The organism is Cecembia rubra (assembly GCF_003014575.1).
GTDB classification, from domain to species: Bacteria; Bacteroidota; Bacteroidia; order Cytophagales; family Cyclobacteriaceae; genus Cecembia_A; species Cecembia_A rubra.
Genome location: NZ_PYGF01000001.1, coordinates 419,681 through 444,741 on the forward strand (window position 1 = coordinate 419,681; position 25,061 = coordinate 444,741).

General features: G+C 37.8%; 22 protein-coding genes. 13 read left to right on the forward strand and 9 right to left on the reverse strand.

The genetic code is table 11. The features are described from left to right. Nucleotides 1–150 precede the first annotated feature (150 nt). Nucleotides 151–1,377 (forward strand): S8 family serine peptidase, encoded by a 1,227-nt coding sequence (locus tag CLV48_RS01685; protein WP_106565498.1) that lies wholly within the window; start codon nt 151–153, stop codon nt 1,375–1,377. Between the two features lie 54 nt (nt 1,378–1,431). Here the strand turns inward: CLV48_RS01685 and CLV48_RS01690 are convergent, their stop codons facing one another. After that, a complete protein-coding gene (locus tag CLV48_RS01690) occupies nt 1,432–1,653 on the reverse strand; it encodes a DUF3820 family protein (protein WP_106565499.1) in 222 nt (73 codons plus the stop codon). Between the two features lie 45 nt (nt 1,654–1,698). Here CLV48_RS01690 and CLV48_RS01695 point away from each other — a divergent pair, with 45 nt between their 5' ends. Beyond that, a complete protein-coding gene (locus tag CLV48_RS01695; RefSeq protein WP_106565500.1) occupies nt 1,699–3,108 on the forward strand; it encodes an alpha/beta hydrolase family protein in 1,410 nt (469 codons plus the stop codon). A 48-nt stretch (nt 3,109–3,156) separates the two neighbouring features. Here CLV48_RS01695 and ggt read toward each other — a convergent pair whose 3' ends face one another. The 3 genes from ggt to CLV48_RS01710 form a co-directional block, all read right to left on the reverse strand. Beyond that, a complete protein-coding gene (gene ggt, locus CLV48_RS01700; protein WP_106565501.1) occupies nt 3,157–4,872 on the reverse strand; it encodes a gamma-glutamyltransferase in 1,716 nt (571 codons plus the stop codon). A 1-nt stretch (nt 4,873) separates the two neighbouring features. After that, nucleotides 4,874–7,234: a S9 family peptidase gene (locus tag CLV48_RS01705; protein WP_106565502.1), complete on the reverse strand. Its 2,361-nt coding sequence runs from the start codon at nt 7,232–7,234 to the stop codon at nt 4,874–4,876. Between the two features lie 84 nt (nt 7,235–7,318). Further along, nucleotides 7,319–7,651 carry an Hpt domain-containing protein gene (locus CLV48_RS01710; RefSeq protein ID WP_106565503.1) on the reverse strand — a complete coding sequence of 111 codons (333 nt, stop codon included), beginning with the start codon at nt 7,649–7,651 and terminating at the stop codon, nt 7,319–7,321. Between the two features lie 378 nt (nt 7,652–8,029). Here CLV48_RS01710 and CLV48_RS01715 point away from each other — a divergent pair, with 378 nt between their 5' ends. Together CLV48_RS01715 and CLV48_RS01720 are read left to right on the forward strand one after the other, a co-directional pair. Next, a complete protein-coding gene (locus tag CLV48_RS01715; RefSeq protein ID WP_106565504.1) occupies nt 8,030–8,488 on the forward strand; it encodes a DUF2452 domain-containing protein in 459 nt (152 codons plus the stop codon). Nucleotides 8,489–8,497: 9 nt separating this feature from the next. Next, complete coding sequence (locus tag CLV48_RS01720; protein ID WP_106565505.1) at nt 8,498–9,142, forward strand: DUF7255 family protein; 645 nt, start codon at nt 8,498–8,500, stop codon at nt 9,140–9,142. A gap of 56 nt (nt 9,143–9,198) precedes the next feature. Here CLV48_RS01720 and CLV48_RS01725 read toward each other — a convergent pair whose 3' ends face one another. Then, on the reverse strand, nt 9,199–9,816 hold the full coding sequence (locus CLV48_RS01725; protein WP_106565506.1) for a deoxynucleoside kinase: 618 nt from the start codon (nt 9,814–9,816) through the stop codon (nt 9,199–9,201). 70 nt (nt 9,817–9,886) lie between these two features. Continuing rightward, nucleotides 9,887–10,780: a 3-hydroxyacyl-CoA dehydrogenase family protein gene (locus CLV48_RS01730; RefSeq protein WP_106566089.1), complete on the reverse strand. Its 894-nt coding sequence runs from the start codon at nt 10,778–10,780 to the stop codon at nt 9,887–9,889. 150 nt (nt 10,781–10,930) lie between these two features. Here CLV48_RS01730 and CLV48_RS01735 point away from each other — a divergent pair, with 150 nt between their 5' ends. Further along, nucleotides 10,931–11,758 carry a CvfB family protein gene (locus CLV48_RS01735; protein ID WP_106565507.1) on the forward strand — a complete coding sequence of 276 codons (828 nt, stop codon included), beginning with the start codon at nt 10,931–10,933 and terminating at the stop codon, nt 11,756–11,758. Here CLV48_RS01735 and CLV48_RS01740 read toward each other — a convergent pair. Next, nucleotides 11,755–12,114 (reverse strand): arsenate reductase family protein, encoded by a 360-nt coding sequence (locus tag CLV48_RS01740; protein WP_106565508.1) that lies wholly within the window; start codon nt 12,112–12,114, stop codon nt 11,755–11,757. The two genes, CLV48_RS01735 and CLV48_RS01740, sit on opposite strands and share 4 nt — an antisense overlap. Nucleotides 12,115–12,322: 208 nt before the next feature. Here CLV48_RS01740 and CLV48_RS01745 point away from each other — a divergent pair, with 208 nt between their 5' ends. Both CLV48_RS01745 and CLV48_RS01750 read left to right on the forward strand, forming a co-directional pair. Continuing rightward, nucleotides 12,323–12,709: a YkgJ family cysteine cluster protein gene (locus CLV48_RS01745; protein ID WP_331527610.1), complete on the forward strand. Its 387-nt coding sequence runs from the start codon at nt 12,323–12,325 to the stop codon at nt 12,707–12,709. A gap of 48 nt (nt 12,710–12,757) precedes the next feature. After that, on the forward strand, nt 12,758–13,684 hold the full coding sequence (locus CLV48_RS01750) for an ROK family protein (RefSeq protein WP_106565510.1): 927 nt from the start codon (nt 12,758–12,760) through the stop codon (nt 13,682–13,684). 104 nt (nt 13,685–13,788) lie between these two features. Here the strand turns inward: CLV48_RS01750 and CLV48_RS01755 are convergent, their stop codons facing one another. Then, nucleotides 13,789–14,178, reverse strand: coding sequence for a hypothetical protein (locus tag CLV48_RS01755; RefSeq protein ID WP_170068974.1), 390 nt, complete (start codon nt 14,176–14,178; stop codon nt 13,789–13,791). A gap of 310 nt (nt 14,179–14,488) precedes the next feature. On the opposite strand from CLV48_RS01755, the gene CLV48_RS01760 reads away from it, so the two are divergent. From CLV48_RS01760 to CLV48_RS01770, 3 genes are all read left to right on the forward strand, one after another. After that, nucleotides 14,489–14,983 (forward strand): DNA topoisomerase IV, encoded by a 495-nt coding sequence (locus CLV48_RS01760; protein WP_106565512.1) that lies wholly within the window; start codon nt 14,489–14,491, stop codon nt 14,981–14,983. 42 nt (nt 14,984–15,025) lie between these two features. Then, nucleotides 15,026–16,930, forward strand: coding sequence for a DNA topoisomerase IV subunit B (locus CLV48_RS01765; RefSeq protein ID WP_106565513.1), 1,905 nt, complete (start codon nt 15,026–15,028; stop codon nt 16,928–16,930). A gap of 124 nt (nt 16,931–17,054) precedes the next feature. Continuing rightward, nucleotides 17,055–19,667: a DNA gyrase/topoisomerase IV subunit A gene (locus CLV48_RS01770; protein WP_106565514.1), complete on the forward strand. Its 2,613-nt coding sequence runs from the start codon at nt 17,055–17,057 to the stop codon at nt 19,665–19,667. 46 nt (nt 19,668–19,713) lie between these two features. On the opposite strand, the gene smc is transcribed toward CLV48_RS01770, so the two are convergent. Continuing rightward, a complete protein-coding gene (gene smc, locus CLV48_RS01775; protein ID WP_106565515.1) occupies nt 19,714–23,253 on the reverse strand; it encodes a chromosome segregation protein SMC in 3,540 nt (1,179 codons plus the stop codon). A gap of 111 nt (nt 23,254–23,364) precedes the next feature. Here smc and CLV48_RS01780 point away from each other — a divergent pair, with 111 nt between their 5' ends. The 3 genes from CLV48_RS01780 to CLV48_RS01790 all read left to right on the forward strand — a co-directional run bounded on the left by CLV48_RS01780 (nt 23,365) and on the right by CLV48_RS01790 (nt 25,061). Next, nucleotides 23,365–23,898 carry a hypothetical protein gene (locus CLV48_RS01780; protein ID WP_106565516.1) on the forward strand — a complete coding sequence of 178 codons (534 nt, stop codon included), beginning with the start codon at nt 23,365–23,367 and terminating at the stop codon, nt 23,896–23,898. A gap of 126 nt (nt 23,899–24,024) precedes the next feature. Next, nucleotides 24,025–24,513, forward strand: a complete 489-nt coding sequence (locus CLV48_RS01785) for a QcrA and Rieske domain-containing protein (protein WP_106565517.1) — start codon at nt 24,025–24,027, stop codon at nt 24,511–24,513. Beyond that, a complete protein-coding gene (locus tag CLV48_RS01790; RefSeq protein ID WP_106565518.1) occupies nt 24,510–25,061 on the forward strand; it encodes a YceI family protein in 552 nt (183 codons plus the stop codon). The genes CLV48_RS01785 and CLV48_RS01790 overlap by 4 nt, the downstream gene beginning before the upstream one ends.

Genomic DNA, 25,061 nt, shown 5'->3' on the forward strand with positions numbered 1-25,061 from the left:
TCCATTCATTATCAGTAACAAAACTAAAAAATGTTTAAATAAAGTGTGTAAAAAGTCGTTTAAAATGCTTGCAAAATTAATTTTTTTGGATTTCATTAGTAGAACCAAATATAATTTTGGTTAATGTTTAACCACTAAATACAATTATTCATGCTTAAAAAGTTTTACAAATTTATTGCAAAACCAGCTTTTGCTTTTGGATTGGCGGTTGCAGTAATTACAGTATCCTGTCAGGAAAATCAGGAAGTTGCAAAAATGGATTTGGAAGATCAATTTATCCGTTATCAAAATGGTGATGTTATTCCTGGAAGTTTTATCGTTGTGCTAAATCCTGATGGCATTACTTTTAGAAAGGATGGTAGCTATGAAGGCAATCAGGCTGCTTTGAGAACTGTTGCTAACAGTTTGCTTGCTAAATACAGGATTTCAGAGGATAGGTTAGGGTATGTATATGGTACCGTTTTAGATGGATTTTCAGTAAAGTTAAGTTCTGCAGAGTTTGATGCATTAAAAAATGACCCAGCCGTGAAATTCATAGAGAATGACAGGATAATTTCCATTGCCCAAGGTAACAGGCCTGGAGGTGGCGGAGGTGGAAGTGGTTCCACTGGACAGGAGACGCCTTGGGGTATCACCAGAGTAGGTGGGTTTGTAAATTACACCGGCAATAATTTAGCCTGGGTTTTGGATACAGGTATTGAATTGACTCATCCTGATCTCAATGTCAGCACTTCAGATGGATTTACTGCATTTACCACTGGAAGAGATGCAAATTTTAATGATCTGAACGGTCACGGGACTCACGTAGCTGGAACAATAGCTGCCATCAATAATAATATTGGCGTGGTTGGTGTCGCAGCTGGAGCACCTGTAGTACCTGTTAAAGTCCTTGATGCCAGAGGTTCTGGTTCTTATTCTGGAGTCATAGCAGGCGTCAATTGGGTTGGATCAAAAGGAAAGTCTGGTGATGTGGCCAACATGTCCTTAGGAGGACCAGTCTCACAAGCTCTAGACGATGCAGTTTTAGCTGCTTCAAATAAAGGTATTAAGTTTGTTTTGGCAGCAGGAAACAGCAGTACTAATGCTAATAATTCTTCTCCTGCGAGAGTGAACGGAGAAAATATTTGGACAATTTCTGCGATGAATAGTTCTGATGTATTTGCTTCTTTCTCCAACTTTGGAAATCCACCGGTAGATTACTGTGCTCCTGGAGTAGCTATTCGCTCTACTTGGCTGAGTGGGGGCTATAATTCAATAAGCGGAACCTCCATGGCAGCACCTCATGCAGCTGGTGTGCTCTTGCTTGGAAATGCAAAAACTTCAGGATTTGTCCTAAATGATCCTGATGGCAATCCTGACCCAATAATCAGCAGATAAAAACTATAATAAAGTTTGATTCAAGTAGGCTGTTTCCTTGTTTGGGAACAGCCTTTATCTTTTTTTCATTGCTTTTAAATCAATTAAAATCCCTTCTAATCCATTGATTCTTATTTCATAAAGGGTGTTTAGCCACATGCCCAGTTTACCTTCTGGAAAACCCTGCCTATGCATCCAAACCAGGTAGTGTTCTGGAATATCGCATAATAATCTCCCTTTGTATTTTCCAAAAGGCATGGTTTTGGTTACTAAATCCATTAAAATTTCCCTATCCATATTTCAAAGTAAATCATAATTTAGCATGGTATTAATATTTCAAACATGAAAAAACTATCAGTAACTGTTCTGCTTTCAATTTTCCTGAATTCGTTTACCTTTTCTCAAAGCTTAAACGGTATTTGGGAAGGGGAATTACAGGTTATTGGACAAAATCTTCCCTTGATATTTAATTTTCAACAAGTTGAGAATGAATGGACCGGAACTATGGATAGCCCGAAACAAGGAGCCAAAGGAATAGCACTCTCAAAAGTTTTGTTTGATGGATTAATGTTACATTTTGAGGTAGGAAATGGAGTTATAATTTTTGATGGACTCTTTGTTGGAGAAAATATCCAGGGAACATTCAAACAGTCAGGAATGAATTTGCCTCTGGATCTGAAAAGGTCCAATAAAACCCTACCTGAAGAAAAAGAGCTTAAGAGACCCCAAACTCCCAAACCTCCTTACAATTATGAGTCAATTGAAATTGGGTTTTCCAATCAAATAGGGGATCAATTAAAGGGTACTATTACGAAACCCTCTGGAAAAGGACCATTTCCAGCAGTGATTTTGATAAGCGGTTCGGGGCCTCAAAATAGGAATTCAGAGATTTTTGGACATGAGCCCTTTTGGGTTATAGCGAACCATTTAAGTCAAAATGGGACTGTAGTGCTGAGATATGATGAAAGGGGCGTAGGGGAGTCTCAGGGGGACTTTTCAAATGCTACTTCCAGTGATTTTTTTAAAGATGCACAAGAAGCAATAAGGCATTTGAAATCATTTGATTTTGTAGATAAAGGCAAGGTAGGAGTAATAGGACACAGTGAGGGAGGACTAATTGCATGGATGATGGCCGCAGAGGCTGAAAATTTGGGGCTTCGATTCTCTATTTCTTTGGCCGGTCCTGTAGTTCCGATAACTGACTTGATGAGAAAGCAAACAGAAGATGTCTCCAGATCAGCAGGAAATCCTAGAGAATTGGTCGAACAACAGGTAAGTATTAATTCACGCTACTACCAAATGATTAAAGAAAGTAAGGACATTGTTGATGCCAAATCCAAGGTGAAAGACCTGATCGAATCTGAGTTTGCAAATTATGAGCTTTCACCTGAGATGAAGCAACAACAGGTCAACACACTTACTCAGGCTTTGGAAAAAAGCTTGAATCCTTGGTTTTTTTATTTTATCCGTACTGATCCAGAATTATATATTAGGCAAATTCGGATTCCGGTAATGGCTGCTTTTGGAGGTAAGGATATCCAGGTGAATGCTGCACAGAATGGTAACCGGCTTTTGGAACTTTTCGAAGGGAAAGATGAATATTTGGACCTAAAAGTTTACCCGGAGCTTAATCACCTCTTTCAAACGGCTTATACTGGTTCTATAACGGAATATGCAGAAATTGAAGAAACTTTTAATGAAAATGTTTTAAGGGATATTTCAGATTTTATTTTGAATCTAAAAAATAAGTAAATAGTCTTCGGAAAACCAAAAAACATGGTTTTCCGAAGCCATTTAATTTTAAAATCCTACAGCTGCATCGTCTCCTCTTCGGTCAGCTCCCCCTTCAAGTTTCTTATTGGGCATCACTAAAATAGCATCTACTTTTCCAAGTATCGGCGTGTAACCTTCATTGATGATATATCCTTTATTTTTTAATTCCTTGAGTACTTCCGATGAAAAACCTTCTGGTTCGAAGTTAATCAAATCGGGAAGCCACTGGTGATGAAATCTTGGAGCATCTACTGCTTCCTGCATGGTCATGCCAAACTCCACCACATTTAAAATAGTTTGCAAAACAGAGGTGATGATTGTAGAACCACCAGGTGTACCTACGACCATCAAGAGTTTGTTATCCTTTTCTACAATTGTTGGGGTCATGGAACTCAACATCCGTTTTCCGGGTGCTATGCTGTTTGCTTCTGCTCCAATAAGTCCAAACATATTCGGGATTCCAATTTTGGCACTGAAATCATCCATTTCATTGTTTAGAAAGAAACCAAGCTCATCACTGTATAATTTAGAGCCGTAAGCTCCATTTAATGTGGTCGTGACGGCTGCTGCATTACCAAATTGGTCCACGATTGAATAATGGGTAGTTTCGTCACTTTCTGCAAACTGGATCATTCCTCTTGAAATCTCTGAAGAAAGTGTAGCCTTTTCCGGATTGAAATTTGCCATTCTTTCATTCAGGTAATCTTTATCGAGAAGTGCTTCAATGGGAATCTCAACAAAGTCCGGATCGCCCAGGTAATAATTCCTATCTGCATAAGCCCTCCTTTCAGCTTCTGTCAATACCTGAATATAATTTGGCGTGTTATGGCCCATAGACTTCAAATCAAAAGGCTCTAACATTCCCAGGATCTGGGCAAGCGTAATCCCTCCAGAACTTGGTGGAGCCATGGAGATAAGTTGGTAATTTTTATAACCAAAACGTATAGGCTGCCTCCATTTGGCTTCATATTGCTCAAGGTCTTCCAATGTGATTATTCCGCCATTTGCCTGAATAAAGGCAACAAGTTTATGCGCTGTTTCCCCCTTGTAAAATTCATCTCGTCCATTTTTGGAGATTCTTCTAAAGGTTTCAGCCAGTGCTGGATATTTAATGGTATCACCAGCTTTGAACTCTTGTGCAAAAAGGGTTTTTTCTCCGCTTATTTTGATGATATCAGCCCTGTTATTTGCCAATCTTTTTTCTTGGTTTTCGGTTACAACCACTCCCTTTTCGGCCAATTCTATCACAGGTGCCAGAATTTCTTCTATGGGCAATGAGCCAAGTTTTCTGTGCACTTCAAAAACTCCGGCAATTGTTCCCGGAACCCCAACAGCTAATGCGCCCAATGTGCTTAGTCCTGGAATAACCTCCCCGTTTTCATCCAGATACATATCCCTACTAGCAGCTAAAGGAGCTTTTTCCCGATAGTCAATTGATCCAGTAGAGCCGTCGTTTAGTCTGTAAACCATAAATCCACCACCACCAATGTTTCCTGCAAATGGGAATGCCACAGCCAATGCCAATTCGGTAGCCACCATGGCATCAAAGGCATTGCCACCTTTCTCCATCATTTGTAAGCCAATCCTCGATGCCTCTTCTCTGGCAGAAACAACCATGGCTTTATCAGCAATCAGACCTCTTCCATCTTCAGAGATGAGCTCTTTTTGCTTGCAGGATTGGAAAATCAACAACAGGGTAAGAGAGATCCTAATGAAAGGATTCAACTTTCTAAGTTTATCCATATCAATCGATTAAAGTATCATTGAAGAGTTTCAATATCCTTTTATATTCATCTGTCCAGCTGCTGGGCTCTACAAATCCATGGTCTTCTACAGGATACACAGCCATTTCCCAATTTTCTTTACCCAATTCTATCAATCGTTGGGCTAACCTCACCACATCCTGGAAATGTACATTTACATCCAGCATCCCATGGGCAATCAATAAATGTCCTTTGAGTCCTTCTGCAAAATAAATCGGAGAGGATCTTTTATAAGCTATCGGATCATTAAATGGCTCATTGAGAATGTTGGAAGTATAAGGATGGTTGTAATGTGCCCAGTCAGTCACAGATCTTAAGGCTGCTCCGGATTTGAAGGTTTCGGGAGCATTAAATAAAGCCATAAGGGTGATAAATCCACCATAACTTCCCCCGTAAATCCCAACCCTTGAAGCATCCACACCATGTTCTTTGACCAGGTATTTTGCGCCATCCACTTGGTCTGAAAGGTCCTTTCCTCCCATATGTCGGTATATTCCAGTTCTCCAGTCTCTACCATATCCTGCGGAACCCCTATAATCAATATCTAAAACTGTATAACCTAAATCTGCCAAAAGGTTATGGAACATATACTCCCTAAAATAGGAAGACCACCATTTATGTACATTTTGTAGATATCCAGCACCATGAACAAAGATTACAGCTGCACCATTCTTTTTGGCAGGATCAGGTAGGTAAAGTCTGGCATGAACCATTTTACCATCTTCTGCCATAAATTGCACCAGTTCAGGATCTCTCCAGGAATAAGCTTTGAAAGCTTCGCTTTGACCATCTGTCAATTGCTTAGGGCTGGCATTGGGAAGATTTTCCTGCAGATAGATTTCCCAAGGTTTATTGCTGTAAGAGAAAAGAATAGCAAGGTATTTTTCATCAGGAGATAGCGCAACATCATTGTTTCCTGTCATAGTTGTCAGTTTCTCCATTTTACCTCCCATTAAGGGCATCATATAATAATGCCTTTCTCCTAGGTGTACTTCAGAAGTACTGAGGTACCAGAATTTTCCATTGTTTGAAATTTTGGGATCAAAAACCTCAAAATTTCCCTTTGTAAGCTGTTTCTTTTGCCCATTACTTACATCCAATATATAAAGGTGGGAATAACCGGATTCTTCAGATTGGAAATAAATGTGCTTATTATCGGGAAGCCAACCGAAAGTGCCTCCGCCCATGCTCCAACCTATTCCTGGCCCTGCAATCCATGCTTCATCCCGCTGTCTGTCCAGATTTTTCAAGGTTCCCTTTTCAAGATCTAAAAGTGATATCCAGCGGTCTTTATTGTCTACCGAACGGATATTTACCACAGCATACTTGCCATCTTTTGAAAAATAAGGGCCTGAAGGAATTACCTCTCTATTTTTTGATTCCCACTTTTGATTGGGATAATCCTTAACATAATCTGGTAAATCTTTGATTCCTTCTAAATTATCTGTATTTAAAAGATAGACGGTATCTTTTTGGATGTTGTAAATAGCAAGCTCGATTTTACTTGGTTTGTCACCAACTTTTGATCTAGTATTGAGATTGGTGGTATATCCAGAGGTATGGGTATAATCTGGGACTAGAGTACCTTTGTTGTCTACTCTGGTTATCAGGTTAAAAGTAACATAGCTTCCATCAGGTGAAACAGTAAGGTTGCTCAATTGCTTGTTGCCCAGATAAAATGTAAAAGGTTCTTTTGGGGTAATCGTTTTATTATATAAATCGCTTGCTTTCTTTGTTTCTTCCCTTTGCCTTACTACTTCAAGTAGTTTTAAATTGTCTTCTTTCAACCAGTTTTCCCTCTCTTCAGATTTTTCTGATTTTTGTTCCGGTTTTGATCCGGGAACAATTCGGGTAATCTTTGACAAACTGCTGGTTGACCTATTCAAAACATAAATATTGTTGTTGGACTGGAAAGCAATTTTGTTTTCATCATTAAGAAATTTGGCATTGGAAATTCTATCTCCAAAAGAAACAAGAGTTGTTCTTTGCCCTGTGTTTTTATCAAATAGTATCAGGTCGCCATTAGAAGCATATAATTTTAAGTTCTTGCTAAGGTTACTGTCGGCATAGCTGGGAATAATGTTTCTTTTTTCCTCGATACCTACTTTTTCAATTTTATCGGGGCTTTTGATATTAATTTTGTACAAAGAATCCGATGGATTTCCCTCGGGGTTGTAACTGAAGTAAATGACTTCTCCTTTATCATCCCAACTGATATTGGATGGAAATACTCCCATCCATTTGGGATCTTGCATGATTTTTTCGACGGTAAGAGACTGGGCAAATAATAACCCTTCTAGAAATAAAAGAGATACCAGGAATAGAAATTTAAGAACTCTCATATCAAATGGTTTTTTTTCAAATATGGATCTAAAAAAAATAATTGGACAGAAAAAAATTATGTAAGGAAAAAAAATCGTGTATCTCTATAAATTCTTTAAAAAATGAGTCAGTTCCTGTTCTATAATCTGAACTTGATCGAGAAGTTTATTATAAATTGGTCTTGAATTTTCGAGGTCGGATTCAATTTTTTCCAAAAGCTTCCTGGATTCTACAGCGCCAACATAGCTCATACTTGGCTTTGCTTTATGACACTTTTTCTTGATGGTGGCAAAATCTTCGGAGTTGTAAAATTCATCCAGATATTTTAGATCATGAAGATTGGTATCAATGATGATCTGCACCATTTCCTGTAACATTTCCTTGTCATCGTCTCCAAAATATTGAATAATTGTTTGTGGGCTGATCAGTTTGTACATAAAAATCTATTTTAGCATAAATTCTGCATTATTTATGCAAATTTATGCATTTCAAATAAATAAAAAAAATGCCTTTGGGCTTTTGATGAAATATTAATTTAGTGCTGTTTGGTGGATTAGTAGTATTGACCATTTCCAACATTTTTATTCAAAGAATTCAATATTAATTTTGCCACAAGTCAAACCGTATTTAGTTGTTCTTTGTTAGAGTAGGACAAAAGTATATGAATAAAAACAAACTTGTATTTATAATCTTGGCAGCCATCTTTATGTTGGCAATGCTTTGGATAGGAATAGATATTTCAAAGAGGACTACATTTCCTGGTTCTAAGGGAAATTTGAAGGAAAGGATGGTTCCAACCGAACAAAATAATTAAGATGACGAAGACCCGTAAAATAGATGTCAATCTGATAGATCTCGAAAGAATGAAGGAGAAGACCACAGACATCCCTGGTCTTTTACCTTATTCACATCAGACAGGAAGTGCCATTATTAAACCCGAAGATAAGGGCAAAATTACGGGAAGGGCTGTAGCTGCCATGCATTCACAAACTGATATGCAAATGGCCCAAATATATCAACAGATGCAATTACTGGCCGATCAGGCTAAAGCCATTCAGAAAAGGGTAGAGGTATCCGAAAGGATATACCAGGCCTCCATAAGTTTTGAGCCTTTAATTAACCACCATTACTTTTTATATGAAAAAGAAGATGGAAACGATTTTATGAGCATGGTCGCGCCAGAAGAATGGGGGAGAAAAAAGAGATATTCAAAATTCATTGCGGAGATTAAACTCCTTGCAGACCATACCTGGGAAATAGTCAGAGAGTTTTAATATCATTGCATGCATTTACTTAAAGTCAATCATTTATATGAAATATTGAAATCCAGCGATTTAGAGGTGGATTTTGAATTTGTTTTAGATGTAAATCCTACATTTCTAATTGGCAAAGGGGATATTTTAATCAATGAAGTTTTTGATGCCTTAGGAGGAAAAGGTGTCCGTCCTTTGCTTGAAAAACTGAAATTCGATTTCAAAGTCAACAGGTATGTTTTTATCTATGATGATGAGGTACATTTTAACAGGTACAGATTGGCTACTTTGAAGACATCCACTTATGAGGCATTTTCTTTTCCTTGGTTGGATACCTATAAAAGATTGTGCAGAATTTATGAAAAAGAATGCCAAAAAGCTGGTATGCAGGAAAGAATCTGGTTTGGTCCTCCAATTGGTGAAAAAGTGTTTGGTAAATCTGAAGAGCCTGGGGACCTATCCGGTAATGGGTCTTCTGGTTGGAAGCTAAACGCTTATAATGATGCACAATATGACTTATTAAGTAGGCTTCACGGTTACAAATTAATCAGGATACCTATGTATGAAAATCTCATGATATCAGGAAGTCTTAAGAAAATTGATGAGCTACTCCTCAATACGAATGAGACCAGCAAACAGGCAATTATAAATTGGATTAAGAGAAAAATCCAATAAAAAAGCTGCCCGGTTTACTTAACCTTAGGCAGCTTACAATTTATTAAGGTCAAAATTCAGGCAAACAAACCGTAGATTTCCCTGTCAACTCTTTCTACAATTGAAGAAAAATCCTCTTGGTATGCCACAAAGTCTAATTCATTGACATCAATAATCAGAAGTTTTCCTTTATCATATTCGGCAATCCAGTCTTCATAGTGGGAATTCAAGTTCTTTAGATAATCGATCCTTATGGCATTTTCATAATGTCTCCCTCTTTTTTCTATTTGGCCCACCAGTTTGGGTATATCGGCTTTGAGGTAGATCAATAAATCCGGGGCTTCCACATAACTTATCATAGAATGAAAGAGATTGAGGTAATTGTCATAATCTCTGTTTGAAATAAGCTGGGATTTATGAAGGTTTGCCGCAAATATATAGGCATCTTCATAAATGGTTCTATCCTGAATTACAGAATGCCCGCTTTCCCTAATTCTTTTTATCTGGTTGAATCTGCTATTGAGAAAATATACCTGCAAGTGAAAAGACCATCGCTTCATGTCCTCGTAAAAATCGGCCAAATAAGGATTGTTTTCCACCGCTTCCAATTCGGCAGTCCAGCCATAGTGTTTGGCGAGTTTAATGGCAAGCGTTGTCTTTCCACTCCCGATATTTCCAGATACTGCTATATGCATAAAATTATTGTATTGTATTGATAATCAATTATTAAGTATTGATTATTTAAAGTGTTAATTTAAAGGAATTTTACTTTCTGTTGAATTGTGGGGAAACAGTAAATTCTTTTACTCCTGGGGTATATTTATAAAATCCTTCCCCTGTTTTTACTCCCTTGAAGCCAGCTTCTACCATATTGACCAACAACGGACATGGTGCATATTTTGGATTTCCAAAACCATCATGTAAGACTCTTAGAATAGATAGACAAACATCAAGGCCTATAAAGTCTGCTAATTGCAAGGGGCCCATTGGATGGGCCATCCCAAGTTTCATTACTGTGTCAATTTCTTCTACACCTGCTACACTTTCATATAAGGTATAAATGGCTTCATTGATCATAGGCATAAGGATCCTGTTTGCTACGAAACCAGGATAATCATTTACCTCAACAGGAATTTTATCCAACTTTTTGGAAAGGTCCATGATTTTATCTGTAACTTCTTCAGAGGTGGCGTATCCCCTGATCACTTCTACCAATTTCATGACCGGAACGGGATTCATGAAATGCATACCAATGACTTTGTCCGGTCTGGAAGTAGCTGCAGCAATTTTGGTAATAGATATAGAAGAAGTATTAGTAGCTAAAATGGTCTCTTCCTTACATAATTCATCCAATTGTTTAAAAAGGTCCAATTTGATGGAAAGGTTTTCAGTTGCTGCCTCAATAACCAGATCAGCAATTTCAACCCCTTCCTTTAAGGAGGTGAATGTCTTAATTTTACTCAAAGCAGTATTTTTATCTTCCTCTGAAAGGGTTCCTTTGGTGACCTGCCTGTCCATATTTTTAGAAATAGTGGCCAATGCTTTATCTAATGCAGGCTGGTTGATATCCACTAGGGAAACTTTATATCCGTTTTGTGCAAACACATGAGCTATTCCATTGCCCATTGTGCCTGAGCCTATTACAGTAATATTATTCATGTTGATTTGGGTTAAGTATTCTGATGATAACAAAATTTCTGAAAAAATTTCCATTAAATCATGGACTTTTAATCAGTATTAATGCCCAAATCTAATTTGAATGGAAAGGAAATCCAATTCCTAATGACATAATTTAGTTACCTTTGTTTCATGAAAGAATTGGGTTTAGTGAGCAGTTTGCTCATCAATAGATTTTCTCCAAACGGAGCTTATCTTTCCTTGCATGACGGAGGAGAAGTTTTACTTCCTAAAGGTTACCTAAAGGGAACCGAAAAAGAAGGTGAAGAAATAGATGTTTTTGTCTATACAGACAGTGAAGATAGACCTGTGGCCGTCACTAACCGTCCAAATGCCCTTTTGGATGAGTTTGCAGTAATGGAAGTAAGAGAAATTACCAAATTTGGAGCTTTTATGGATTGGGGGTTGCCCAAAGATTTATTTGTACCCAAGGCAGAAATGGGAAAGCCTATGGTAAAAGGTGAAAAATACTTGGTCAGGGTATGTAAAGATTATAAGACCAACAGACTGATTGGGGTCAGTAAATACGAGGATTTCTTGATTAAGGATACAAGGGGATTTGAAAAAGGGCAGGAAACAGAAGTATTGGTTTTTGATGAGACAGATCTTGGATTTAAGGTATTGATTGAAGGAAGTTTTGAGGGACTACTTTACAAAAATGAGATTTTCACTGCGATTCAGATAGGGGATAAGGCAAGAGCATTTATAAAAAAAGTGAGGGAAGATGGGAAGATTGACCTTCAACTACTTCCAGAGGGTAGGGAAAAATATGAAGAAGGGGCAGAAAAAATCCTGGAAGTTTTAAAAGTCCGGAAGTTTTTGCCCCTTCACGATAAATCATCCCCTGAAGCCATTAAAGAATTACTGGGAATGAGTAAAAAGCACTTTAAACAATCTATTGGTCAACTCTACAAAGCAAGAAAAATTCTCATCAAAGAAAACGGAATTGAATTGGCCTAATCCAGTTCCAATACCATGTTAGGTGTAGTACACAAAACAGCTTTATTCTTTTTGATGGCAATTGGTGCTTTGATAAGATGAGGATATTTGGAAAGTATAAGCAACCAGCTTTCATCATCCCATGTTTTACCGGCAATTTTTTCCTGGTAATCAGGATGTGCGCGGTTCAACAGGTCTTTTGCCCTAAGGTTCAGCTTCTCAAGAATGGATCTCCATCCGGTGAGGGTGATATGCTCCTTCTCAATGTTGATTTCATTAACATGGTTGGCTATTGAGCGGGCATAGGCCCTCATTTGCTTATCCACGCTATGTGCTGGATTGTAGTAGAAGAACAATTCATTTGGATGTGATTTCATAACGGTCTGGTTTAGTGTATTGTAATATAGTAAAATTACAATTTAAATCAAAATATAAGTTGCTGTAAGAAGCATATTTTGAAAGATTAATACAGTATTATTGACAATGGACTTAGAAAGTTTCAATAAAGAGGCAAAAACAGAATATTCTGCTAATAAAAAACTGTTGCAACGGTTAAAGAAAGTCAAAAGCAAGGTTTTGGATAGTATGTTTGAAAATGCTCATAATGAGAAATTTAAAAAGATTAATTGCCTTGAATGTGCCAATTGTTGTAAGACTACAAGCCCAATATTCTTACAAACTGATATTGACAGGTTGGCCAAAGTATTCAGAATGAAAAGTTCAGAATTCATGGAATCCTATTTGCACAGGGATGAAGATGGGGATTATGTATTAAATGTTTCACCTTGTCCATTTCTAAATGGGGACAATACCTGCTTGGTGTATGAAGAAAGACCAAAAGCCTGTAGGGAATATCCTCATACCAACAGAAAAAATATGCATGGAATATTGGCCCTCTCGCTTAAAAATACATTGGTATGTCCTGCCGTTCTTGAAATATTTCAAGACTTTGGCAAAGATTTTAGGAAGTAAAGAAATCTCTTTGCTATTTTAGGGCATTAAACCTATTGAAGAAAAACCATGAATAAAGAAGATCAACATTTTTTGGGTGTGGATGTAGGAGGAACCCATTTAAAAATTGGGTTAGTAAACAAAAAGGGAGAAATAATTTCTTTTGAAAAAATAGATACAGCTCCTTATAGAGATGATCCCAGAGGATTTAATCCATTGTTTATTGAATGTATTGGAAAAATACTTGGTAAATATCCCGAAGTACAAAAAGTAGGTATAGGGCTGCCAGGTTTGATTTCAAAGGATCGATACACTACTTTGGAAATACCAGCTATACCAGCTCTAAACGGCTTTAACCTTAAAGGAGAGCTTAAAAAAGCCTATAATCACATTTCCTTTTATTTAGAAAATGATGCTGCTGCCGCTGCTTTAGGAGAGTACCGGTATGGAAAAAACAATCCTCCTGAAAATTTCCTTTTTATCACCATGGGTACAGGTATAGGTAGTGCGCTTGTTTTGGATGGTGAAATTTTCAAAGGTTCCAGAGGAAACGCCATGGAAATGGGGCATATGCTTTCAAGAGGAAATGAAGAGCTGGAAAAGTTGATTGGAAGAAATGGCATTTTAAGGATTTTGGAAAGATTTATAAAAGCTTATCCCAGATTGGTTGCGGATTTGGAAAACAAAGAGCTCGGAACCCATTTGTTGGTAGATACAGCTAGGGCAGGGAATGAAATCTCACTTATGGTTTTTGAAGAGGTGGGAAGAATATTGGGTGAAGCCATTGTTTCCACAATCCGTGTGTTGGATGTAACCAACGTCTATTTTGGTGGGGGTATCTCTGCAGGTTTGGAGTTTATGATGCCTGCCCTGGACAAAACAGTTAGGCAGTATCTGTCTCCTTATTATGTCAAGGACCTACAACTCATGAAAGCTTCCCTTGAAAATAATGCAGGAACTCTTGGAGCTGCTGCCCTTTGTTTTTCAAAAGAATAAAGTCAAAATTGCCACTTTGAAGAGGTGGCAATTTTTTTTCACCCATTTCAAATTTAAATTTCAGGGAACCCTAAATTATTGAAAGAGGATCTAAATAATGATTCTCAGGGGTCAAGCGTAGTGACCGTGACTTCGCTTACCTTACTGATTGCATTTAACCTGAAAATTAACTTTAGTGGTTCTTTGTTTATTGTTCCGGAATTGCATTCAGGACCCGGCTCTATGAAATAGATAAAGAATGTCTGACTTCTGTCTGCCAATTCTACCTTGTCAGGCCTTCCAAAAGTTTTGATAAGCACTTGGTTATTTTTTCCCAGAAAATCATTTTTCACCTCCCTGAATTGCTCAATTTCATTTAGTCTTAAACCCTTGCAGCCATTCCTGTCATTTTTCCACAAATCCGTATCAATACCATCAATCTCCATTTTTTGGGAACATTGGAAGAAGAATATAAATAGTAAACTGTATATCAGGTAATGTTTTCTAATAGGCATTTTTTACTTTATCAAGATTGGGGTATAATTTAAAGTACAAAGTAAAGACTGTCTTTTGGATTGATGAAACACTTCCTTACAAATAGTTTTTTTATTGATTCACTCATGCCAAGAACAGTTTTGGATCTGCCAAAAACAGCATCTCATCCACCGTTTGAAAAAAAACAATTTACAAATCATCCTAACATTCAATGGTTTTGGGCCGTCTTTGACTAAGCTACCTGATTAAAACTCAAATTGGACCAAACAGTTTCAATTGTGTATGCCTTTTAATATTTATATTAGCGGCCGTAAAATTAGCAATAAGACTATGTATTATCGTTTCGGAAAAGCATTCCATTTCCTTTCAGTCCTGTTCTTCCTTGTTTCATTTTTGTATATTTATTCAGCTTTACCAGATTTGGTTACCTATGAATTGAATGAGGAGGGATTGAGTGAAAAATTTATAAGTAAGAGTACTTTTTTCTATTCTGGAATAATATTCTTTTTGATCATGAACCTTATTCTGATCACCCCAGGAAAAATGATTGAAAATCAAAGCACACCAAATCTCAAAAGGCTGTTTCCTATGGGAGATCAATTTAGAGATTACATTTTGACTTGGATTTACAGTTTTGTGGGGGTAATAAATGTCTCTTTATCCATTCTGGGCTTGTTTATTCACAGCATCAACAATCAGAATGAAATTGCTTCGGGTGATTTTGCCTTTTTCTTTTATCTGGTACCAATATTTTTTGTAGTTTGGATTGTTGGACTGTTTTGGATTATAATAAAAAAATTCAAGTCGATTCAAAATCAAGGCTAATAATTATTTGAAAATCAGTTTGTAAAAATATTCTATTAATAAATGGCAGAAAACGTACAATATACCGAGGACAGCATTAAATCATTGGATTGGAGGGAGCATATTCGGTTGAGGCCAGGTATGTATATTGGTAAATTGGGGGATGGAAGCGCTCAGGATGATGGTATTTATGTACTTGTAAAAGAGGTGGTAGATAATAGTATCGACGAGCATATGATGGGACATGGCCGTACGATAGACATCAAAATTTCTGAGCATAGAGTTGAAGTCAGAGATTATGGTAGGGGAATTCCCTTGGGAAAAGTGATTGATTGTGTTTCAAAGATCAATACTGGAGGAAAATATGATTCCGGAGCTTTCCAAAAATCTGTGGGACTTAACGGGGTGGGTACCAAAGCTGTCAATGCTTTATCTGAGTATTTCAAAGTGCAATCATTCCGAGATGGTGAAACCAAAGTGGCAGAATTTGAAAGGGGAGTCTTGATTGAGGACAGGAAACTCGAAAAATCATCAGAAAGAAATGGTACAAAGGTGACATTTTCTCCTGACGCTTCAATTTTCAAGAATTACCATTTCATTCCTGAATATCTTGAAAACCAAATTTGGAATTATGCTTTTTTGAATGCCGGACTTACCATTAATTTCAACGGTAAAAAGTACTTTTCGGAAAAAGGGCTTTATGACCTTTTGATTAGAAAGGTGGATGAGGACAGTATCCGTTATCCCATTATCCATCTAAAAGGTCATGAAATTGAAATAGCGCTTACCCATTCCAACCAGTATGGAGAGGAATATTATTCCTTCGTCAATGGTCAGTTTACAACCCAAGGAGGTACCCATTTGGCAGCCTTTAGGGAAGCTATCGTAAAAACGATAAGGGAGTTTTATAAAAAAGACTATGATGCTTCGGACATCAGGTCTTCGATTGTTGGAGCAATTGCAGTTAGGGTCCAGGAGCCAGTCTTTGAATCCCAGACCAAAACCAAATTGGGTTCCCAGAATGTCGGTCCTGATGGTCCCACATTGAGGACTTTTGTTAATGATTTTGTAAAAACAGAGCTTGACAATTACCTACATAAAAATCCAGCAGTAGCAGATGCGCTGCTAAAGCGTATCCTTCAATCTGAAAGGGAAAGGAAAGAAATTTCCGGCATCAAAAAGCTGGCAAATGAAAGAGCGAAAAAAGCCAATCTTCACAATAAAAAGCTCAGGGACTGCCGGGTGCATTATGATGATCCCAAAGGGGATGATGAAATGAAAAACAGGACCATGCTTTTTATTACCGAGGGTGATTCTGCATCTGGTTCCATTACCAAATCCAGGGATGTGCAGACCCAAGCGGTATTTTCCCTTAGAGGAAAACCGCTTAACTGCTTCGGCATGACCAAAAAAGTGGTATATGAAAATGAAGAGTTTAACCTCCTCCAACATGCCCTGAATATTGAAGATGGGATAGAAGGTTTGAGGTACAGAAAAATAGTCATTGCTACTGATGCTGATGTGGACGGTATGCACATCAGACTCTTGATTATGACTTACTTCCTTCAATTCTTTCCTGATTTGGTTAAAAATGGGCATCTATTTATACTGGATACACCATTGTTTAGGGTCAGGAATAAAAAGGAAACCATTTATTGCTATACCGATGAAGAGAGACAAAGAGCCATACATAAACTGGGCAAAACCGCAGAAATAACCCGATTCAAAGGTTTGGGTGAAATTTCTCCGGAAGAATTTGGAAAATTCATTGGAGAAGATATCCGATTGGATCCCATTATTTTGAGTAAAGAAACTAAAATTGCTGATTTGCTTAATTTCTATATGGGGAAAAATACCCCTGACCGTCAGAACTTTATCATTGACAATTTGAAAATTGAAAAGGATATTGTTTTTGATGATCCTGCTAAGAAGGAAGGAGGAGAAACCGAAGAAAGTGAAGCAGCATAACCCAAAAGGAAGTAGGGCTAGATTGGTATTACCAAGTTTCCAGGCCTAATAATCAATTTGAATAGATCATTTTAAGCAGAGGGAAATAGAATTAATTATTCTCTCTATAAGTATAGCACATTGCATGAGTGATAAAGATACAACAAACGCTGAGGACAAAGACGAGAGTTTGCATGATTCCATCCCGGTAACAGGGATGTATAAAGACTGGTTCTTGGATTATGCTTCATATGTGATTTTGGAAAGGGCTGTACCCGCCATTGAGGATGGATTGAAACCGGTGCAAAGAAGGATCCTTCATGCTATGAAGGAGATGGATGATGGTAGGTTCAACAAAGTGGCCAATATCATCGGGCAGTCCATGCAGTACCACCCTCATGGGGATGCTTCCATAGGTGATGCCATAGTTAATCTTGGGCAAAAAGATCTTTTGATCGAAACACAAGGCAACTGGGGAGATATCCGTACTGGAGATTCAGCTGCGGCTGCGAGATATATTGAAGCCAGACTATCAAAATTCGCCTTAGAGGTAGTCTTTAACCCTCAGACAACTGACTGGCAGTTGTCCTATGATGGCAGAAAACGGGAACCGGTGACACTTCCGGTCAAATTCCCCTTACTTTTGGCCCAAGGTGTTGAAGGTATAGCTGTAGGGCTATCTACCAAAATCCTTCCCCATAACTTCATTGAGCTGATTGATGGATCCATTGCAATCCTTAAAGGAGAGAAAACCAATATCCTTCCTGATTTCCCAACAGGAGGACTTGCTGATTTCTCCGAGTACAATGAAGGTTTGAGAGGGGGTAGAATTAAAGTTAGAGCAAGAATTGAAGAGGAGGATAATAAAACTCTAATAATTAAGGATATACCATTTGGCACAACCACCAACTCCTTGATCGATTCCATTATCAAAGCCAATGATAAAGGGAAAATCAAGATCAAAAAAGTGATAGATAACACAGCAAAGGATGTTGAAATCCAGATCCAGCTGGCACCAGGACAATCTCCTGACATGACCATAGATGCTTTGTATGCATTTACAGATTGTGAAGTCAGTATATCTCCCAATGCCTGTGTGATTATCAACGAAAAGCCAGTTTTCCTCTCAGTTAATGAAATTCTGGAATACAATACCCAACAGACAAAAACTTTACTGAAAAGGGAATTGGAAATCAGAAAAGGGGAGTTGATGGAAAAGTTGCTATTCTCTTCGCTTGAAAAGATTTTTATTGAGAACAGAATTTACCGTGATATTGAGGAATGTGAGACTTGGGACGCGGTTATTGAGACCATCGATAGAGGTTTAGACCCTTTCAAACCTGATTTTTACAGGGAAATTACCACAGATGATATCATTCGTTTGACTGAAATAAAAATTAAAAGAATTTCCAAATTTGATTCTTTCAAAGCGGATGAATTGATGCGTAAACTTCAGGAAGAACTCAAAGAAGTCAATCATAACCTGAAGCACTTGACTGATTTCGCTGTCAAGTACTACGAAAATCTATTGGCCAAATATGGCAAAGGAAGGGAAAGAAAGACAGAAATCAGGACTTTTGATACCATTGAAGCAACGGTAGTTGCTGCCAATAATGCCAAACTATACGTTAACAGATCAGATGGTTTCGTAGGATATGGTCTCAAAAAAGATGAGTTTGTCTGTGATTGCTCAGACCTGGATGACATTATAGTTTTTCGAAGAGATGGAAAGTGCGTGGTCACCAAAATTCAGGAAAAAGGCTTCGTTGGCAAAGACATCATTCATGTCGGAGTATTCCGTAAGGGTGATGAACGAATGGTTTACAACCTGATATACTTAGATGGTACATCGGGCAGAGCTATGGTGAAAAGATTCCAGGTTCTTGGAGTAACAAGGGATAGGGAATATGACCTTACCAAAGGCACCAAAGGCTCAAAAGTGATGTATTTGACTGCTAATCCCAATGGAGAAGCAGAGATAGTAACTGTCTATCTTACCCAGGGTGCTAAAGCCAGAATTAAAGTATTTGATTTTGATTTTAGTACAATTGAAATCAAGGGAAGATCTGCAGGAGGTAATATTCTTACCAAATACCCAGTAAGAAAAATCCAGCTCAAGATGGAAGGTGTATCAACATTAGGTGGCTTGGATGTATTCTATGATGCTTCAATTGGGAGGTTAAATACAGACCAAAGAGGAACATGGATTGGCAATTTCTTGGGTGAAGACCGAATAATTGTCTTTTACAAAAATGGGGATTATGAGTTGACATCCTTTGAACTGACCAATCGCTATGAAGCAAACGATGTGCTTTTGATTGAAAAATTTAACCCAGAGAAAGTAATTTCTTTGGTTTATTTTGATGGTGCCAGTAAGAACTATTTTGTCAAAAGATTCCTCATTGAGACTACCACCATCAATAAGAAATTCAATGTGATTTCTGATCATAAGCAATCCAAACTACTGGTCGTATCCACAGAAAAACAACCTCAGATCAAAGTCAAAGTAGCCAAAGGAAAAGAACAGGAAGAACTGGAGTTTGACTTAGACATGCTTATTGATATCAAAGGGTGGAAAGCTATTGGAAATAAACTAACATCGCACCAAGTACTGGAAGTAAGCTTATTAGATAGCAAACCTAAAGTAGAACAGCAATCTGAACCTGAAGAAAATGACTCTGATCAGGATATAGAAATTGGCTCTACTGTATCTTTTAAAATCCAGAAAGACGAAGACGAACAGTTAGGTTTGTTTTAAATTTTCAACAATTCATACGATGACTTAAAGTCATCGTATGAATTATTTAGGCTAACTCTCTCAAATCTACCGGAACTACTCTTGATATACCGGCTTCAATCATAGTAATCCCATAAATGATATCTGTGCTGGCCATTGTACGCTTGTTGTGGGTTACAATGATAAATTGGGATTCTTTTGAAAAAGTCTGGATGATATTGTTGAACTTATCAATATTGGCATCGTCCAATGGTGCATCAACTTCATCGAAAATACAGAATGGAGCTGGTTTCAAAAGGTAAATGGAAAAGAGTAGGGAGGTTGCTGTTAAAGTTTTTTCACCACCAGATAATTGGTTAATGGTCAACGGCCTTTTGCCCTTTGGTTTTGCCATAATTTCAATTGGGCTTTCCAATGGGTTCTCCGGATCCACCAACTTGAGGTCACAATCATCTTCAGCGGTAAACAGGGAGCGGAATACTTTGACAAAGTTTTCCTTTATCTTGTCAAAAGCATCCAAAAAAGTTTCTTTGGCAACCTGATCAATTTCTTCGATAGTTTCCAACAATGAATTTTTGGCTTTGATAAGGTCTTCTTTTTGATCTTGGATAAAGGAATGTCTTTGCTTGATTTCATCATAAGCTTCCATCGCCATAGGATTGATAGGTCCTATTTTTTCCAGTCTTTCCTTTGCTTTGGATACAATCTCCCTGATTTCGGACTCACTTAACTCTAGATAAGCTTGGTCCAGATCAGGGTTTTCTTCCATTAGCTGATCAAGGTCAATTTCAAATTCAACGCTAAGTCTTTCCTTAAGACTGGCTAATTTCAATTTTACCTCATTCATGGACTGTTGCATCTCCTGGATCAAACTATCCAAGGCCTCCTTGGATTTTTGGAGTTCACGGATCTGCTTGTCATTATCATCAATTTCACCCCTGCAGGCATAGTATTCTTTTTCGGCCTCATTCACACCCCTTTCAATCAATTCTTTCTCAGCATAGAGCTCAATAAGCTCATCATCCTTGATTTCATTATTTTCCAAGAGGGTCTTTATTTCCTGGTCGATTCCACTGAGTTCTTGTTGGGATTTTTCAATCCTTTCCTTACTGCTTTCAAAAGCTGTTTGCTTGAACTCAATTTCTTGGTCCAAGGAGTGGACCCTGTTCAATTGCTGATGGTAAAGGATATTTTCCTGGTTGAATGCCGCTGATTTTTGGCTAAGCATATCGCTTTCGGATTGGAGCCTGATATTGACCTCTTCCAATTCCCTTTCCAGCTGTTCAAATACAACTTTTACCTCTTCCAATTCTGGAGTAATAGTTTCCAAACTGAACTGAAGGGTCTCAATCCTATCCAAAATATCCTCGCGTTTGTTTGCATTGGAAGATAGCAATTCACTCAGCTGTTCTTTTTTAGTCCTTACAGAGACGTATTCCTGATTGATTTCTGAGATTTCCTGTTGTAATTTTTCAATGGATGCTTTAAATGAAACCTCTTTCAATTTAAGCAGATCACTCAATTTGTTATCCAGATTGGCACGTGTAGAGGAAACTTTCTTGTTCAGTTCTTTGATTTCTTTTTCCAGCTTTTCTAGATTTTTCGCTCTACCAATCCTTTTTCCTTCAAATAGTCCCACCGAACCACCTGAAATACTGAATTTCCTTTTGGTAAACTTGCCGCTTTCTGTTATAAAGATGGCATTTTGGTCTTTAGGAAAATCCTGATACTCTCCTCGAATGATATAAACATCATCCAATATGAAACCTATAAGTCTGGCGTATTTTTCATCATATTCGATGATTTCAGTAGCAGGGATTGCATTGGGAAATAATTTGGTCTGTGAAGGCTGAAAGCTTTTAAAGTGTTCCAATACAAAGAAATTGGCTTTTCCACGGGCTGCATCACTCAAAAGGTTGACAGCAGCGATGGCCTGTGCTTCTGTATCCACTACATAATAGTTCATGTAGTTTTCCAGATAATTCTCAATTGTTACCCTGTACTTCTCCTCTGTGGTCAAAATGTCCGAAAGCAAAGGAGTATCTTTAGCCCAATTGGGACTCTTTTTGAGGAATTTGATGGCTTCAGGAAAGCCTTCGAGGTTTTCTACCAGGGATTTGGTGAGGTTGAACTCATTCTGCTTGGCATCCAGCTTTCGGGAGTTTTGGGTTACTTCTTCCCTGATCATTTCAATGATTCGATTTGCATCCTCGATTTTATTGAGCTGATCTTCTTCTTTGGCTTTTAACACACCCAATTCTGCATTCTTTGCATCTAATTCCTCTTTAAGTAGGAACATTTTATCTTCAAATTCAGCCAAATTGGATTCCTGACTGCTATCATCTGAAGCAGTTTTTTCCAACTCCTGTTTTAAGGTTGAGAGCTGTATTTGTTTGATTTCAAGTTCTTTGGTAAGTTGGTATAAGCGGTCTTTTTTGATAGTATAATCCCTTGAAAGCGTTTTTTGACTTTCCTGAATATGGACCTGCTCGGCTTTTTGAGCTTCGTAAGCAATCCTCAGTTCCTCTACAATGATTTCCTTTTCATTCAGAATTTTGCTCGCAGATTCTTTTTCCTGTTCTAATGACCTAATGCTGAATCCGGCTCTGTCATTGGATTTTCTATCTGCATCTATCTGTTCCCTGAGCTTTTGTGACCTATCCTCCAAAAACCTCAGTCTTTCATTTTTGATTTTTTTATCACTTTCAAACTGACGGATTTTATTCACATGTTCATTGAGGGTTTTTTGCCTGGAAGCCAATAACTTTTCCTTATTGATCAGTTCAGTTTTATTTTCCTCGAGTTGTGCTTCTTTCTGGGCAATTTTAGTGTTAATGCCCAATTTTCTATCTTGCTCTTCCTGGATTTTTTGATTGAGTCCTATTAGGTTGTCTGAATGCTTGCCAACCGAGCGCTTTGCCAAATTAATACTGGCCTCTTTGTATTCTTTTTTAATTTCAAAATACTTAGCGGTCTGTTTGGCCTGTTTTTCAAGACTTTTTAGGTTTTTATCAATTTCAAAAAGTACATCTTCTACGCGGTCCAGATCTGCATCTGTGTCCTCCAGTTTTCGAAGCGTTTCTCTCTTGCGTGTTTTAAATTTGGAAATCCCTGCCGCCTCTTCAAATAATTCTCTGCGGGAATTGTTTTTATCATTAAGCAGCTCATCGATCATTTTCAGCTCGATAATGGCGTAACTATTCGAATTAATTCCCGTATCCATGAAAAGATTTGTGATGTCCTTTAGACGGCATACAACGCCATTTAAAAGATATTCACTTTCCCCGCTTCTATAGTAGCGGCGGGTAATGGTAACATGGGTATATTCTGTGGGCAAGAGGTTTTTGGTATTCTCAAAGGTCAAAGACACTTCTGCCATATTGGTAGGCTTACGGTTTTTGGTGCCGTTGAAAATGACATTTTCCATTTTATCGGATCGTAACATGCGGGATTTCTGTTCTCCCAAAACCCATCGGATAGCATCCACAACGTTGGATTTGCCACATCCATTGGGCCCAACCACGCCAGTGATTCCTTTATCAAAATGGATAACCATTCTGTCCCCAAAACTCTTAAACCCTTTTATCTCAAGCTTACTAAGCAGCATCCTACAACCTTTGAAATTGAATAACGAACAAAATTAACCTATTTCAGAAATTTACCAAGGATTGGTAGGAGATGGCTTTTTTAGTTATCTTGCAATTAAAATAAATACAAAGTGGACGCAGGAAATATTATCTATTTAGTCGCAATCATCATTTATTTCATTTACACAGCTTTGAAAAAAGGAAAGCCGGAAGGTGAAATTGAAAAACCTGCTGTACCAAATGAGCAACAGGAACAAAGGAGACCTGTTTCTTTTGAAGACTTACTGAAAGAAATTAGGTCAGGTCAACAGCAATTGGAAAGAGACCTTCAGCAAACTGGTCAGGGAAAGGCAGCTGAGGAAAAACCTGTTGCTCAGATGACTTCAGCTGAAAAACCGTTAGGCAATTGTCCACAAAAAATCAAGCAGCCCAAAGCTTATGAACAGTTTCAGGGGGAAATATCTGAGAGGGAAATGCCAAAACTGAGAACCCTGAACGAGCAAATATCCCTTGAGGCATCCTTAGAGGGCATAAAATCTTCTTTGAAATCTGAAACTCTGGAAAAAGTCAAAAAGGAAAATAGGTACCGTCAATTGCTTAAAGATCCCCGATCTGTAAAAGATGCAGTTATTTTAAGTGAGGTTTTGACAAAGAAATATTTTTGATTTCAGCATTTTTACGGTTTGTTTTTAAATTTTTACAACTGATTTCCGAATTAAAACAATTTTTTGTTCGTTGAAGTTTATAGCATGTGTTGCAAAACAAATGTTTGTGCTATAAAACTTTACATTATGGAAACATCGGAAAAGGTTATCATGGGCACGCTATCTTCTGATAGGAGGGTTTTTTTAAAAAAATCAGGTGCCTTAGCAGTCGTATCATTCTTTGGAATTGGTTTCTTTACATCCTGTTCTGATGAGGACCAAAGACCTGGCTTGCCTCAGGCCCCAAGCACAGGTATAAGTGTTCAGGGAAATCAGGTCTTGGTTAATCTTGATGAGGCAACAGCATTGAATAATACTGGTGGTTGGGCCCTAGTCCCTGCCGCAAAAGTACTAATTGTCAATATTGGTAATAACCGATTCAATGCTCTAACTTCGGTATGTACACATAATAATTGCGACAGAAATTGGACTTTCTCTAATAATGTCTTCACCTGTACATGTCATGGTTCAAGATTTAATACGGATGGTTCGGTGGTAAATGGTCCTGCAATAAGACCTTTGGTCAGCTATCCGACTACAATTGATGGTAGAACTCTTATTGTTGATTTTGGATGAAAGCCCAGGTTATTTTTTGCCTTCTTTTTTTCCTTGCTTTGATAAGGCAACCTCTTGATGCCCAACAATTCGTCACAGACAATGGTAAGGTGACATTTATTTCGAAAGCTTCTTTAAGTGAATTTGAAGGCAAATCTAATCTCCTTCAAGGTGTTGTTGATTTGGATAAGAATCTTTTGGATTTTTACCTGGACTTGAACACAATAAAAACAGGTATTGGATTAAGAGATAGGCATATGAGGGAAAATTATTTGGAAACCAAAAAGTTCCCTTTTGCTGAATTTTCTGGAAAGATCCAGGATATACCAACATTAGAAATAGGTCAGGAAAAATCCGTTAGGGCGAAAGGTAAATTCAAAATTCATGGGGTTGAAAGGGAAATTGAAGTACCCGGAAAATTAAAAAAGTTAAATGAACAGGAATTGAGCCTTTCCGCTGATTTTAAAGTGCTGCTTAGTGATTACAATATATCCATCCCCAAGGTTATGTTTTATGAACTTGCAGAGGAACAGATCGTAATTATTGATGCTGTTCTGAAAAAGAAATAA